At 32.0% G+C, this 14,283-nt stretch carries 11 protein-coding genes; 5 read left to right on the top strand and 6 right to left on the bottom strand.

Annotated elements, in window-relative coordinates; genetic code table 11:
• Window positions 1-13: 13 nt before the first annotated feature.
• Both J8M14_RS15220 and J8M14_RS15215 read right to left on the bottom strand, forming a co-directional pair.
• The gene (locus J8M14_RS15220; RefSeq protein WP_211075674.1) at window positions 14-1,129 is read right to left on the bottom strand and encodes a glycosyl hydrolase 53 family protein; all 1,116 of its coding nucleotides are present in this window, start codon (window positions 1,127-1,129) and stop codon (window positions 14-16) included.
• Window positions 1,126-1,557, bottom strand: coding sequence for a hypothetical protein (locus tag J8M14_RS15215; protein WP_211075673.1), 432 nt, complete (start codon window positions 1,555-1,557; stop codon window positions 1,126-1,128). Before J8M14_RS15215 ends, J8M14_RS15220 begins: the two co-directional genes overlap by 4 nt.
• A gap of 184 nt (window positions 1,558-1,741) precedes the next feature.
• Between J8M14_RS15215 and argS the strand changes: the two genes are divergently transcribed.
• Window positions 1,742-3,523, top strand: coding sequence for an arginine--tRNA ligase (gene argS / locus J8M14_RS15210; protein WP_211075672.1), 1,782 nt, complete (start codon window positions 1,742-1,744; stop codon window positions 3,521-3,523).
• Here argS and J8M14_RS15205 read toward each other — a convergent pair whose 3' ends face one another.
• Window positions 3,524-5,500, bottom strand: coding sequence for a tetratricopeptide repeat protein (locus J8M14_RS15205; protein WP_211075671.1), 1,977 nt, complete (start codon window positions 5,498-5,500; stop codon window positions 3,524-3,526).
• Between the two features lie 369 nt (window positions 5,501-5,869).
• Between J8M14_RS15205 and J8M14_RS15200 the strand changes: the two genes are divergently transcribed.
• Entirely contained in the window at window positions 5,870-6,343 is a 474-nt protein-coding gene (locus J8M14_RS15200; protein ID WP_211075670.1) for a GNAT family N-acetyltransferase, read from the top strand.
• Here J8M14_RS15200 and J8M14_RS15195 read toward each other — a convergent pair.
• The 3 genes from J8M14_RS15195 to J8M14_RS15185 all read right to left on the bottom strand — a co-directional run bounded on the left by J8M14_RS15195 (window position 6,333) and on the right by J8M14_RS15185 (window position 10,328).
• The gene (locus J8M14_RS15195) at window positions 6,333-8,831 is read right to left on the bottom strand and encodes a TonB-dependent receptor (protein WP_211075669.1); all 2,499 of its coding nucleotides are present in this window, start codon (window positions 8,829-8,831) and stop codon (window positions 6,333-6,335) included. The genes J8M14_RS15200 and J8M14_RS15195 overlap by 11 nt on opposite strands.
• Window positions 8,828-9,736, bottom strand: coding sequence for a FecR family protein (locus J8M14_RS15190; RefSeq protein ID WP_211075668.1), 909 nt, complete (start codon window positions 9,734-9,736; stop codon window positions 8,828-8,830). Before J8M14_RS15190 ends, J8M14_RS15195 begins: the two co-directional genes overlap by 4 nt.
• 76 nt (window positions 9,737-9,812) lie before the next feature.
• Window positions 9,813-10,328: a sigma-70 family RNA polymerase sigma factor gene (locus J8M14_RS15185; protein WP_211075667.1), complete on the bottom strand. Its 516-nt coding sequence runs from the start codon at window positions 10,326-10,328 to the stop codon at window positions 9,813-9,815.
• A 101-nt stretch (window positions 10,329-10,429) separates the two neighbouring features.
• Here J8M14_RS15185 and J8M14_RS15180 point away from each other — a divergent pair, with 101 nt between their 5' ends.
• The 3 genes from J8M14_RS15180 to J8M14_RS15170 all read left to right on the top strand — a co-directional run.
• The gene (locus tag J8M14_RS15180) at window positions 10,430-11,089 is read left to right on the top strand and encodes a hypothetical protein (protein WP_211075666.1); all 660 of its coding nucleotides are present in this window, start codon (window positions 10,430-10,432) and stop codon (window positions 11,087-11,089) included.
• A 171-nt stretch (window positions 11,090-11,260) separates the two neighbouring features.
• On the top strand, window positions 11,261-13,099 hold the full coding sequence (locus J8M14_RS15175; RefSeq protein WP_211075665.1) for a fasciclin domain-containing protein: 1,839 nt from the start codon (window positions 11,261-11,263) through the stop codon (window positions 13,097-13,099).
• A 126-nt stretch (window positions 13,100-13,225) separates the two neighbouring features.
• Window positions 13,226-14,283 (top strand): fasciclin domain-containing protein (locus J8M14_RS15170; RefSeq protein ID WP_211075664.1); only part of this gene is annotated, 1,058 nt, incomplete at its 3' end.

Raw genomic sequence — 14,283 nt, 5'->3', positions numbered from 1 at the left:
AGATACGAAGAAATTAGTTGTCTGTAAATATTTCTATTGCTGGTAAAGCATTATGGTCAAAATCAAAAAGGCATTGGTTTTCCCACGAAGAACCTTTGGTCGAAGTAGTTTCATTACCAGAAAATGCTACCCAATCCGGTGCCCAGTAACAAAATCCAATACCTTTATTATCAGGAATTTCTTTTAGCACCTTGATGACCCATTCTAAAAATCTTTTTTGACCATTTGGAGTGGAAGGAAATTCTGTTAGAATTTGACTTTCATCTCCGATAAAATTATTTGCATTATCATTCCAGTCCAAAGTAAACGGATATGAAACTTCTGTTAATAATATATCCTTATTAAATGTGGATGCTAATAGATTAATATTATTTTGAATTTCAATTAAATTCTTCCCGTGAAATTGAGGATAATACGAAAGTCCAATAATATCATAGTTTCCATTATTTTCTTCAACTTTTTCGAAAAAGATTTTTGTATCAGTAACTCCTGCAATATGAATCATAGTTTTTATATTGTTGTCAACCTCTTTTATAGCCTTATAGCATTCGTTAGAAAGTTCAACATAAAACGGCCAGTTGTTGTTAAATTCATTCCATACTTTTCCAAAATTCCATAAAAATCCGGAGTTCGTCTCATTACCAATTTGAACAATAGCGGGAGTAGTTCCTTGATCTTTTAATTCTTTGACTACTTGTTTTGTATATCTATACAAAACATTTTTAATTTCAGTGCTACTCATGCCTTTCCAATCATTGGGAGGTTCTTGATTACCAGGGTCTGCCCAGGTATCAGAATAATGGATATCAAGAAGAAAATCAGCTCCGCTTGCCTTTATTTTTAACGCATAAAGTTTTACTTTTTCTAGGGAATTATGTCCATTTTCCGGAGTGTGCCATAAACGCAAGCGTATTAAGTTGGTTCCTTTAGAGGTTACATAGTCTAATAAGTTAATAGAATTGCCATTTTGATCCTTATAATCCAGATTATATGATTCTAATTCGGATTGAAATGACAAATCCATTCCTTTGTAAAATAATTTTTCAGGAGTATTATTCGTTACAGTGTTATCATTCGTACAGCTGGAAACTACTGAACATATCAATACAAGAATTACTTTTCTAATCATAAGTCTTCAATATTTGTAGGTAGATGATCTGTTTTATAATTCAATAATTTTTTTACAAATTTATGTATAGATATGTCATTTTTCTTTGCACTGAATTTTATAAAATAATGATCTTTATAAATCGAATATTCTTCTGCTTTTCCTTTATATAAGTTTAGTTTATAAAACGGAATGATCAAAAGATAGGTCTCTAGTCGAACCTGAAAACCTACTAAAATCCCTTTTGGGCGTAATTCTATGTTGCAGGTTTTAGTGGAGTTATCTATGATAAGCAAATTATGTATTTCTATACTACTGGATGTAATACGAAGTTTAGGAGAGCCAATACCTCCTAATTTTATTCTTTCCATTAGGGTAAAAGGCTTGCCTACTTCACCATCTATTTTTTGAGTTAACTCAGGATCTTTATAAGAGTTGTTGACTAGCACTTTTTTTATTACAAGATAGCGAAATCAAAAAGAAACGGATGGTGAAACACTATTATTTCTATTATCTTTGCTGCTTAATTAAGTAAAACCAATTTTTGAGAATTTGAATTAATCAAAAATTGTAAGTTGGACTTATCCCGCTGTAGAGCGGGATCTTATTTTAATGACCTTTTTAATTATAAAGATGAGTTTACATCAGATTATAACGGATAATGTAAAGAAAGCGATACAAGAACTGTATGAAGCAACTTTAGAATCTGTAGAATTACAAGCGACCAGAAAAGAATTTGAAGGAGATATTACAGTAGTAGTTTTTCCAATGCTTCGTGTGGTAAAGGGTAATCCGGTACAGATAGGAGAAGCGGTTGGGAAATATCTTGTGGAGAATGTAATAGAAATAGAAGGGTATAATGTGGTAAAAGGTTTTTTAAACTTAGTAATTTCTGATTCATATTATCTTAACTTTTTTGCAGAAATCAAGGGTGTTAAACAATATGGTTTTGTAGCTCCAGCTGAAGATGGCAAGGCAGTAATGGTAGAGTATTCTTCACCAAATACTAATAAACCTTTACATCTTGGGCATATCAGAAATAATCTATTGGGATATGCTGTTGCAGAAATTATCAAGGCTAGCGGTAAGAAGGTATACAAAACTCAGATTATAAATGATAGAGGGATACATATTTGTAAAAGTATGATTGCTTGGCAAAAGTTCGGGAATGGAGAAACTCCGGAATCCACGGGTTTGAAGGGAGATAAGCTTGTAGGGAATTATTATGTAAAGTTTGATAAAATATATAAAGAAGAGATTACAAAGCTTATTGATGAAGGTAAAACCGAAGAAGAAGCTAAAAAAGAAGCTCCAATTTTGATTGAGGCTCAGGAAATGCTTCGTAAGTGGGAGGCTGGAGACGCTAAGGTAGTGGAGCTTTGGAAAATGATGAATGGATGGGTTTATGAAGGGTTTGATCAAACATATAATACTTTAGGAGTAGATTTTGATAGTTATTATTATGAAAGTAATACATATTTACTAGGGAAAGATAATATCGAAGAAGGGCTTGTTAGTGGTGTTTTCTTTAAAAAAGAAGATGGATCAGTTTGGTGTGACCTGACTGATGAAGGTCTTGATGAAAAGTTAGTGCTTAGAAGTGATGGTACAGCGGTGTATATGACACAGGATATAGGTACGGCAATTCAGCGTGTTAAAGATAATCCTGATGTAGGAGGGATGATCTATACTGTTGGAAATGAGCAGGATTACCATTTTAAAGTACTTTTTCTAATTCTCAAAAAATTAGGATATGACTGGGCAGAAAACTTACATCATTTAAGCTATGGTATGGTCGATTTACCTAGTGGTAAGATGAAAAGTAGAGAAGGTACTGTAGTGGATGCAGATGATTTGATCGTCGAAATGGCAAAAACTGCTGAAGATATATCTAAGGATTTAGGTAAGTTAGATGGGTATTCTGATATAGAAAAAGCTGAAGTCTATAAGACTATAGGTTTAGGAGCTTTAAAATATTATATATTAAAGGTAGATCCTAAAAAGAGAATCCTTTTTAACCCTGAAGAGTCAGTAGATTTTCAGGGAAACACAGGGCCTTTTATACAATATACCTATGCAAGAATTCAGGCAATTCTGCGCAAAGCAGATTTTGATTGGAAAACTTCAGCGGTAACTAATATTAGTTTGCACGGCAAAGAGAAAGAACTGATCAAACAAATAGAGCTCTTTCCTGAAGTGATTCAGAATGCTGCTACAGAATTGAGCCCGGCGATTATTGCTAATTACAGCTATGATTTAGTTAAAGCATATAATTCCTTCTTCCAAAACGTTTCTATTTTTGGTGCAGACACCGAAGAGCAAAAACTATTTAGAGTTCAGCTTTCCGGAGTGGTTGGAGATGTTATAAAACATGCGTTTGAACTTCTGGGAATCAATGTTCCAGAAAGAATGTAATTAAGATGCTTTGGGAAGAGTTATACAGAAAGTACTTCCTTCTCCTAAAGTACTATTTACAGAAATTTCTCCTTGATTAAGTTGAATAAGTTCTTTACAGATTTTTAACCCTAGTCCTGTTCCTGTTTCCTGTTGAGTTCCATTTGTAGTAAAAGTATCTTCCGCAAAAAGCCTATGTAAGTTTTCTGTCGCAATACCAACACCTGTATCTTCAAAACAGATTTCATAATGTTCTTCTTTTTCTTTAGATACCAAACTAATAGAGTCTCCTGGGTTGCAAAACTTAATAGCATTGGCAATTAAATTCTGAGATACTATAGAAAACATATCCTTATCCGCATAAATCATAGTAGAATCTAATTCATTTTTGAGCTTAATATCTTTCGATTCTGCTTTTGGCTTAAAGAAAATGAATTTACTATTAATAACTTCATTGATATCAAAGGCAATGGGTTTTGCATTAAGTTCTTTCATCTGAGATTTTGACCAATTCAATAAGTTGTTCAATAAAATCGAAGTATGATGTGTTCTATTTGCTAGAAGAGGTACGATTTCCTTAAATTCTTGTGTAGAAATTTCATTATCCATTAATAAATTTAGAGTTCCGTCCAGACCATGAATTTCGTTCTTCAGGTCGTGAGAAATAATAGAGAATAATTTATTTTTCACTTCATTAGATTCGTTAAGCTGGTTGATATATTGTTTACGCTCTTTTCGCGTTTTAGCAATATGAACTAAAAACATGCATATAATTATAGAAATACCTAAACTGCTATATGTGAATATTCTATACTTGAACAATTCTTTTTCGTTTTCTTGTTCCTTTTTTTCTTGTTGATCAATAAGTTTAAGTTGCTCCATTTCTGAATTAAAACGGGCTTCTGCTAGTTCGATTTTTTCGGCAGTCTCATTCGATGAGGTCTGATCAGCTAATTGTTGATATTTTTTTTGCCATCCAAAGGCACTTAAAAAATTCCCTCTGGCAGAGTCTAATGTAGCAGAGTGTTGATAATTAGAAAGTAGTAGTGGGTTTACCTTTAGCTTTTTTAGTTCAATACGGGCTTCTGTTAATAGTTTCTCGGCTTTTTTAAAGTCTTTGGTTTTAATTGCAATAAGCCCTAATTGTTGTTTTGCAATCGCCGCTATTTTTTTATTCTGAGCTTTGGCGGCAACAACATATGAGGAGTCATAATATTTTCTTGATTTCTGATAGTCTTTATTTTTAGATGCAATATTTCCTAGTCTGTTGTAAGTTAGGGCTATGCTATGAGAGTTTTTATTTTTTTTATTAATCTCTAAAGACTCAAATAATAAAGCCTTAGCATTATCTAACTTATTTTGATCAATATATAATAAAGCAAGATTATTTAGCGAAGAACCTAGTCTTTTTGATTTGGTCTTTCTCTTAAGAGCTATAGATTTCTTATAATACTCTTCAGCAAGTACATCGTTATCCAAGTCTGAATATATATTGCCAAGATTATTATAAGTACTTGATAAAATTAAACTATCATTCATTCTTTCGAAATGCAGGTTAGCTTCTAATAAATAATTTATGGCTAGTTCTAGGTTTCCTTTTTTTTGTTCAATCGTAGATTTATTATTGTTTATTATAGCGATACCTCTTGATTCGTTAGATATTTTATAATAAATATTAGCTTTATCATAGTAGTGGTGAGCCTTAAGGAATTTATCAGTTAGATTATAAATATTCCCAATCTGATTATATACATCTCCCGTCCCTTTGTTATAATTTATACGTTTAGAAAGTGCTAACAACTGATCTTCATAAGATAATGCTGTTTCATAATCTTCTTGCACCCACATTTTTTTAAGTTTAACCATAGCTTTATCAAAAGCTATGGAGTCTTTAGGAGCCTTGATTGTAGATATGATACTATCCAAAGATTTTTGTTGTGAAAAACAAAAAGAGCTCAGCAGCATAACTATGTATAATATATAGTAGTTCTTTTTCATATATTTTGTTTTTCTAAATTATAGATAAAATGCAATTTAGAGCCGCAAAATACAATTAATTGCAATATTAACTATTATTTTGTAGTATTATTCGTTCAATAATATTGATTTTTTTATGGTTTTACCGTAATAAGTATGAGTTTTGATAACCTTTTAGCATATGAATTAATCATATTGTTGACTATAAGACTGTTGTTATATCCATAAAATTGTGTAGATGCAAACAGTCTTCAAAAGAGAAACAAATAGGCTGTGATTTTTTTAAATATTTTTTCGTAATTTACATTAATGATTATCTGAAGAGTTTTATGGAAATTATATTCACTTTTTGATATTTCGTTTTTTACGTAAATCCTGATTTTTAATTCAATGAGTTTTCAAATTACAAGGGCTAAGGATAGTGATCTATCGTTAATGCAACGTTTTTTTTATCAAACGGTGACTACATATGGCTCTAAAATTTTTACTAAATCAGAAATTAAAATATATTCCAGGTTAGCTACTAATAAAATCTATTGGCAAAAAAAGTTTAAAGAATATTTTATTTATAATGCGAAATGGAATGGTGAAATAGTTGGATCTTTCTCTATGGATAAAACCGGAAGTATTGAGTTTATTTTTGTTCATATGGAATATCACGGAAAAGGCATTGCAAATCAATTATATGATAAGCTGGAAGAAATTGCCAGAGAGAATAATATAAAAATTCTCACTACTCCGATCAATTTGTTAACTAAGAGTTTTTTTGAAAAACAGGATTTTGAAATTATAAAGAATTCGGTTAATGTAGTTGGAGGAGAAGAAGTGGTAACCTATAGTGGTGTCAAAAAGCTTAAAAGTTAACCCGAAAAACTACATTTGGAGTAAATTTTAGGCCAAATTCTTTTACTTCCTCTACATTTTCAGAACTACTATTTATTCTGTAAAAATTGTTTACTGTATTCTCTTGATTAAAAATATTCCATATAGATACTCCGGCTAAAGCTTTTATTTTTTTTGTAATCCTAAAGTTATATGTTGCAGATGTATCTAATCTTAAATAATCTTTTATTGTATCACTGTTAGGATCCTGATAATTAATATCGTTACCTTCTGTTTCATTTCCTGGGATTGGTCTGGTTATAGGTTTACCACTATGCCAGTTTAAGCCACTAGAGAATTTGAAGTTTTCAAGGGTATAGGCCAGAGCTATATTTATATTATGTCTGATGTCTAAATTATTTGGGAATTCTTTTTCACTTAATGCATTAAACCTATAATTATTTTCTGCATAAGAGTAACTTAACCAAACACTAAAATTTTTGAATTGTCTGTTTAATAAAAAATCCGCTCCAACCACATTGTATTCGCCCTGGTCCTTTTTGCCCTCAAAATCATCCTGAAAACCTTGGCTTCTGGCAATGATTCCCTCTATATCCTTATAATAAATTTCAGTACTGATTAACCAATTGTTGTGATTATAGTTTATACCTACAGAAGCTTGTTTGCTTTTTACAATAGGAATATCAATTTCGTTAGAAAGAATCCATTTTCTATTTTCTAACCCTAAAAAATCATTTTGAGACTCAATAATTTGTGAAGTAACCTGGCTTTTGAATTCACCCAGCATTTCTATTGTAAAACGATTGTTTAGTTTATGATTGAAACTTAATCGAGGTTCTAAAAGATAAGAATTGAATTTATCATAGTGATTAAGTCGTAACCCAAAAGTAAGATAAGTGTTATAGTTTTTGGAGCGATATTGCATTTCAGAAAAAAGACTGTTAGTGCGTACTACTTCTTTTGTTCGATCCCTAAAAGTAGGATTATTAAGATCTCTGAGATCAGAAATACCGGTTTCGTTAAATTGATAGCCAGTGTTTATATTAAAACTGGACCCAAGTTTTAATAAAGTATTTAGTTTAATGCCACTTTCCAAGACCTCATTTTCTTGTAATAATCTTTGATTGTTAATGATGTCGGCATTTATAGCTTCTAGACGGTAATTGGTGCCATAAAAAAGAAGTTCACTTTGGAAATCATTACTCCAGTTTCTTTGATAAAGTATACCTCCAGCAAAATTATTTTGTTTAGCACTACTTTCTCTGGAAACATCTATTTGATTTATTTTGGTATTTTCCTGAAAAACTAAGTTATTTCCTGTGATCAATGCGTTAACTTTAATAAGGTCTTTTGGGGTTATTTGATAAAGCAATCGTGCACTAGTGTCAAAAAAAGAAAACTCTTCATCCGTGCCGGTAACTACTTCAGATTCTTGAAAAGCTTTGTCTTTATATTGATCATAAGTTGGTGTTTCAGCAATTTCGCTTATAGATTTTCTTACAGCCAATTGAAGCGAAGTTTTTTCCCCGATAGGAGTATCAATATATCCGTCGACACTAAGCATATTTAATCCAATACTAGCATCAAATTTTTGATTGATATTGTTTTCTGTACTCATGGCAATTACACTCGAGACTCCATCACCATACTTGGCACTTGAGCCATTTTTGGTAATACGTATGTTTTTGGTCAGATAAGGATTAAAAGCCGAAATTAACCCAAAAAAATGACTGGACTGATACATTTTTATACCATCCCATAAGATTAAGTTTTGATCATTGGTTCCTCCTCTTACGTTAATATTAGATACGGTTTCATCCACACTAAGAATACCAGGTAATGCTTGAATCGTTTGGAGTAAGTCAGGCTCAATTAATCCAGGTAAAATCCCAAAATCAGTATAATCAATAGTGACTGAACCATCAGAATTTTTGCTTATTCCTTTAGTAAGATAATCCCTGATTACTACTTCTTTTAGATATTGAACTTCAGGTATTAATCTAATTTCTTTACATTCTGATGATGTAAAATCTTTAACTTTTATCTTTATTGATTTATACCCTAAACAAGTAATGTTGATGATTTCATCAGGGTCATTGACCTCTAGTTTGAAACCTCCTTGAGTATCACTTATTGTAGAAACTGTTTCTGTATTAATGAGGGCATCAGAAATAATTTTATTACTTTCTAAAGAAAATAGTTTTCCACAGATTTGTTGAATATCGTCAACAAATCTTATCGCTATGTTTTTATCGTTTATGAAAGTATATTTAAAACGAGTATTTGTCTCCAGATATAAGATAACTTGTTTTAAAGTAAGTGTGTTTGCAGGAGGAAGTAATTCTATTTCCTTTAGTTCTTGGTCAACATAAGAAAAATTACAGTCAAATTTCTCTTGTATTTGATTTAATATTACAATAAGAGGTAATGCTTCTTCAGTTTGCGCCCTGGCTTGAAAAAGAGTGGTTAAAAGAAGAGTAAGTAAAACTAGAATTTTGGTTTTGGTCACTCCTTGGTTAAGGTTATATTATTGTCTTTAATTTCAAATTTCAATCGCATAGGTATGGTTATTGCCTGTAATGCAGTTTGAATATCTGAATGTACAAAATTACCAGTAAAAAGAGTAGTTTGATCTATATTTTTTGCAATAATATTTATATCATATTGCCTTTCGAATTCATTAAGAACATATAAATAAGGAGTACTTGTAAAACGGCTTTGGTTTTCGGTCCAATCTGGTTTTGTAGAAGAAATCTTCAATAGGTCAGATATTTCATCATTAATGACTTTGTATCCTGTTCCTGCAGGTAATTTTATCGTTTCATTGTTATATGTAACGCTAACTAAACCTTCATAGCAATAGACTTCAAAATAGTTTTGCCTTTGTTTTACATTAAACTGAGTTCCTAGTACACTTACTATTCCAGAGGATGTATGTACATCAAATTTTTGTCCTTTTGCCACTTTAAAATATGCTTCGCCATCAAGATTAATAGCCCGGTTTTCTTCCCAATCTTTTGCATTATAGTCAACAGATGTTAGCGAATTAAGAATAACAGTAGATTGATCCGGAAGTTCTACTGTGGTTTTTTCTCCGGCCAAAGTGCTTATAACAGTAGAGCTATTATTAAAAAATGTGAAATATGTTCCAATACTTAAAACAAATATCGCAGCAATTTTAAGTATAATACTAGTATATGAAACTTTAGGGGCTAAAGGCTTATGATTAGATAATACTTTATTAAGATCTTGTAAATTGTTTTCGATATTGTATTCTGGAGCTCTGAATTTCTTGGCGGTTTCAGAGATTTTCATGTAAGAATCATAGGCGCTTAATTTCTCAAACGCCTCTGATTCTAGCTTAGTGAGTTGTTCGTTATCCAACCACTTCTTTACGAGATCCTTCTTTTTCATAGCAAGATTTCTATTTATATAACAATTCAATGTGAAAAACTCCTACCTTAGTTATTAATAAATTTTTAGTAAATATTTAAATACCATCAATTTCTGTTCTTAATTTCTCTAAAGCACCATAGATTCTTTTTTCTACAGCTTTGCTAGATATACCCAGCATTTCTGCGATTTCTTTATGTTTTTTTCCCTCAATTCGATTTAATAAAAAGGCAACTCTTTGTGATTCGGTGAGCTTAGCAAGTGCATTGTTGTATTTTTTGAGGTATTCTTTTTCTTCCAAAATAAATTCCGGACTTTCATTAGTTCGATCACTAATTTCTGTCTGTTGATATTTTAGTTTTATTTTTTCGTGTTTTATTTGGTTCAGGGCTAAGTTGTTAGCAACTGTAAAAAGAAAACTTTTAGTTTTTTTAATGGAAACCTTACTACAATTATCCCAAAGTTTTATAAATGCTTCCTGAACTTTATCCTTCGGATTAATGTGTTCACCGTATTTATAATAAATAAAGTTATGCAAGTCTTGAGAATACTTTTTGAAGAGATTGGAGAACAGTTTTTCTTCACATATATTTTCAAAAAGATCTTTAGACATTATTAAAATTTTTTCTAAAAGTATAAAAATTAACAAATTTAAAGTAGGGATTTTGCTTCATAAGTTGTTATATTTCAAATAAGACGTATAAAAAGTTTAATATGAGGAAGAAAGTAAGGAAGGTTTATTGGCTGATACTCTTCAGCTTAATTATAATTTATTCATGTCAAGAAGAAGAAAGAGAATTTTTTATCGAAGATAATATACCAACGGATTCTGAATTAGCAAAGGTGATGCAAAAGGTGGTTACACACGATGGATCTTTTGATGATATAGTTGATGGAGGTAATTGCTATAGTATCAATCTTCCATATACTTTGTTACGCAACGGCAATGAGCTTGTTATCGACGAAATATTGGACTATCAACAGCTATTACCAAGTGATGATATTCAAATACAATTTCCGGTTATGATCACTTTGCATAATCACGAAGAAAAGCTTGTCGTTGATAATAGCGCTTTAGAGTTTTTGGCCAATACTTGTTTGTCTAATGATGCTGATATTGAGTGTATTGATTTTGTATATCCTTTTAAGTTGTCATTATTTAATACTAATACGAATAGTATAAGTACAATAGAGATGGGGCACGATTCTCAATTATATAAATTTATGTTGGAAATTGATGATGATATTTTGGTTAGCATAAATTATCCTATAGGTTTGACCTTGCATAATGGAGAAAATACTAGTGCGACGCATAATATAGAATTATTAAACACAATTATGGGTGTTGCCAATGCCTGTGAAGAAAATGATTAATATTTAGGATGAATGTAATAGAAAAAGGCTGTCAGGTATGACGGTCTTTTTTTTTGTTTATTCTTTTAACAATAAGATTAAACAAAAAGTTAAAATAATATTAAAGTCATTTTTAGGGGTTCGACTTTTTTGTTTTGAGTTGTTTAATCAACAAACAATAAATCAAAAACCATGAAAATTAAAGACCTTTTTAAAACAATTTTTGCATTATTATTAGTTATCACAGCTACCTCTTGTGGTGATGATGACGATCCAATTATTGTACCTCCAGTACAGAGTATAGCTGAGATAGTTTCAGGAAATGAAAATTATAGTTCATTATTAGCTGCATTAGAAAAGGCAGAGCTTGATGATGAATTAGCTGGGTCAGGTACTTTTACAGTATTTGCACCTGATAACGATGCTTTTGATGAATTTCTTACTTCGTTAAATCTTACTTTAGAGACAGTACCAGCTGACGTATTGGAACAAGTTTTACTTAATCACGTATTAGGTACTACGGTTACTTCTTCTCAATTATCAACTGGTTACCAAAACAATCTGGCAACAGAATCCACAAGTGGAGAAAACCTTAGTATGTATTTTGATACCACTGATGGGGTTCAGATTAATGGTGACGCTAAAGTTACTGAGGCTGATGTTCCTGCTAACAATGGTGTAATTCATTTTGTAGATAAAGTAATTCCTCTGCCAACTGTAACTACGTTTGCAGTAGCTGATCCTGCTTTTTCTACTTTAGTAACAGCATTAACTACATTAACTCCAGATACTGATTATGCAGCGACGTTAAGTGGAACTACTAGTGCTCCATTTACTGTGTTCGCTCCTAATAATGCTGCTTTTGACGATCTTTTAGCAAGATTTGGATTAACTGATTTTTCTCCATTAACAGCAGCACAGATAGAAATAGTTCTGGGATATCACGTGTTGGCAGAAGCAAACGTAAGAGCAGAAAATCTTTCTGATATTGTTGATGGAATAATACCTGCCACGCTTCAGGGAGAAACTTTACTACTAAATTTAGAGGGTGGAGCCTTTTTAAGGGATAAATCAGGTGTAGATTCTGAAATCATCGCTACTAATGTGCAAGCATCTAATGGAGTGATTCATGCTATTGATAAGGTGTTATTACCAGCTGCAGCATTAGACGCACTTGGAAGAAGCTTTACAGCGGTAGCATACAACAATGGTGAAGATAGTGATTTCTCATCATTATATGCAGCACTTAGAAAAACAGGGCTTAATGATGCTTTGGATAATGCTATGATGCGTACAGTTTTTGCTCCCACTAATGATTCTTTTGCAGACTTTTTAGATGGTACTCCGTTAGCTGATGTTCCTAATGATGTATTGACTCAAGTATTATTAAATCATGTAGTTTCTGGAAAACTAATGTCAGGAGACCTATCAAATTCATATGGTAATACTTTAGCAACTTATGGTGATACAGATAATAATTTAAGTATATATATTAATACAGATAGTGGTGTAGTTTTAAATGGTGTAGCTAGCGTTGCTACCCCTGATGTAGAAACAAGAAATGGTGTGATACATGTAGTGGATGCTGTTATTGGTTTGCCAGACATTACAACTTTTGCCACAGCAGATCCTAATTTTTCTACATTGGTAACAGCACTTACTACGCTAACTCCATCAACAGATTTTGTTAGTGTTTTAAGCACAGCAAATGGAACTGCTCCTGCACCTTTTACAGTATTCGCTCCGATTAATAGTGCTTTTGAAGCTATTACTGTTCCTGCAGACGAAAATGAAGTAGCTGGAATATTAAATTATCATGTAGTGGCAGAAGCTAATGTGCGTTCTACCGACTTAGTAGATGGTACGGTAAACACTCTTGGAGGTCCAGTAACTATTGATGCATCAGCTCCTAGTGTTACTGGTGCTGGCAATGGTGGAGATGCAAGTAATATTATTGCTGTAGATGTACAAGCTACTAATGGTGTAATTCATGCTATTGATAGAGTTTTATTACCACTTTCTCCAAATTAATAATCTAAAGTAGCCCCAAATAACACATGATCAAGGGCATTTAGTAATGAGTTAACTAAATTCTAAATGCCCTTTTTTTCTCTTATTATCAAATCTTAATCACATAAATCTTTAAATCAAATCAAAATGAAAACGCTAATCAAAAGATTGACGGTACCTTTTTTGTGCCTTTTTGTAATGAACTTTTTTCTTGCTTGTCAGAATGATGATGGTATTGAACCTCAGATAGAGCAGATAGAATTCCTGGAATCCAAGATCATTAGTTTTGATGAAATCGAAAAAATGACCCAAGATATCTTAGAAGGCGAATTGGCTGAACCAGAAGATAAATCGAAATCGTTTTTTAGTAGAGAAAGAAGAGTTTTTGATTTTTCGGCAATAGTAAATACTGGAACTGGAGCTGGAAATCAAATAGAAGGGGAGCTTAGATTAAACTATACCTTGTATCATGCTAGTTTTACTATCGTAAGAGGATATTTAGAACTGCCTGATGGAACAAAAGCAAGAACAAGAGGTGCTATTATTAGTGATGGAATTGTGTATTTAATTATTAACCCACCAGGAAGAGATATAATTTTTGGAATAGGAAGAGTAAAAGATAATGGAGATCTGGAGGGGCGTTTCACATTATTTGGTTCAGGTATAGGAAGAGGAGAATGGACAGCAGAGTTAACAGAAACTACCTTTCCTAATAAAACAATAGTAGAACTTATTGTTGAAGATGGTAGGTTTACCACTTTAGTAGGTGCTCTACAAGCAACAGATTTAGTTGAACCTTTATCAGGAGAAGGTCCATTTACTGTATTTGCACCAACTGATGAGGCTTTTGGAGCTTTAGATGAAATTCCTAGTGGTGATACACTTAAAGAAATACTTCTTTATCATGTAGCTAGTGGGAGATTAAATACATCAGAACTATTGGCTCAGGAGCTTACCACAACCCTACAAGGAGAAGATGTTAAGATAAGTCTTAATGAGAATAATGAAATAATAATAAATGATAAAGTAAAACTTCTTTCTGCCAATATTGGAGGATCAAATGGTGTGATTCAAATCATTGATGCAGTATTGATACCGCCATCTTTCCAACCTTTACCTAGTATTGTCGAGATTGCAGTTGCTACACCAGAACTTTCTACGTTGGTTGAAGCCTTGCAAGCTGCAGATTTGGTAGATGCTCTTAA

It is taken from the genome of Aquimarina sp. MMG016, from assembly GCF_018100805.1.
In the GTDB taxonomy this organism is placed as follows: domain Bacteria; phylum Bacteroidota; class Bacteroidia; order Flavobacteriales; family Flavobacteriaceae; genus Aquimarina.
The sequence above is the reverse complement of the archived record's forward strand: the minus strand, read 5'-3'. Positions and strand labels throughout refer to the sequence as shown.

Bases quoted from the DNA above. Each gene is read 5' to 3' on its own strand.
- J8M14_RS15220 (WP_211075674.1), bottom strand. From the start codon at position 1,129: ATGATTAGAAAAGTAATTCTTGTATTGATATGTTCAGTAGTTTCCAGC.
- argS (WP_211075672.1), top strand. From the start codon at position 1,742: ATGAGTTTACATCAGATTATAACGGATAATGTAAAGAAAGCGATACAA.
- J8M14_RS15205 (WP_211075671.1), bottom strand. From the start codon at position 5,500: ATGAAAAAGAACTACTATATATTATACATAGTTATGCTGCTGAGCTCT.
- J8M14_RS15200 (WP_211075670.1), top strand. From the start codon at position 5,870: ATGAGTTTTCAAATTACAAGGGCTAAGGATAGTGATCTATCGTTAATG.
- J8M14_RS15190 (WP_211075668.1), bottom strand. From the start codon at position 9,736: ATGAAAAAGAAGGATCTCGTAAAGAAGTGGTTGGATAACGAACAACTC.
- J8M14_RS15185 (WP_211075667.1), bottom strand. From the start codon at position 10,328: ATGTCTAAAGATCTTTTTGAAAATATATGTGAAGAAAAACTGTTCTCC.
- J8M14_RS15180 (WP_211075666.1), top strand. From the start codon at position 10,430: ATGAGGAAGAAAGTAAGGAAGGTTTATTGGCTGATACTCTTCAGCTTA.
- J8M14_RS15175 (WP_211075665.1), top strand. From the start codon at position 11,261: ATGAAAATTAAAGACCTTTTTAAAACAATTTTTGCATTATTATTAGTT.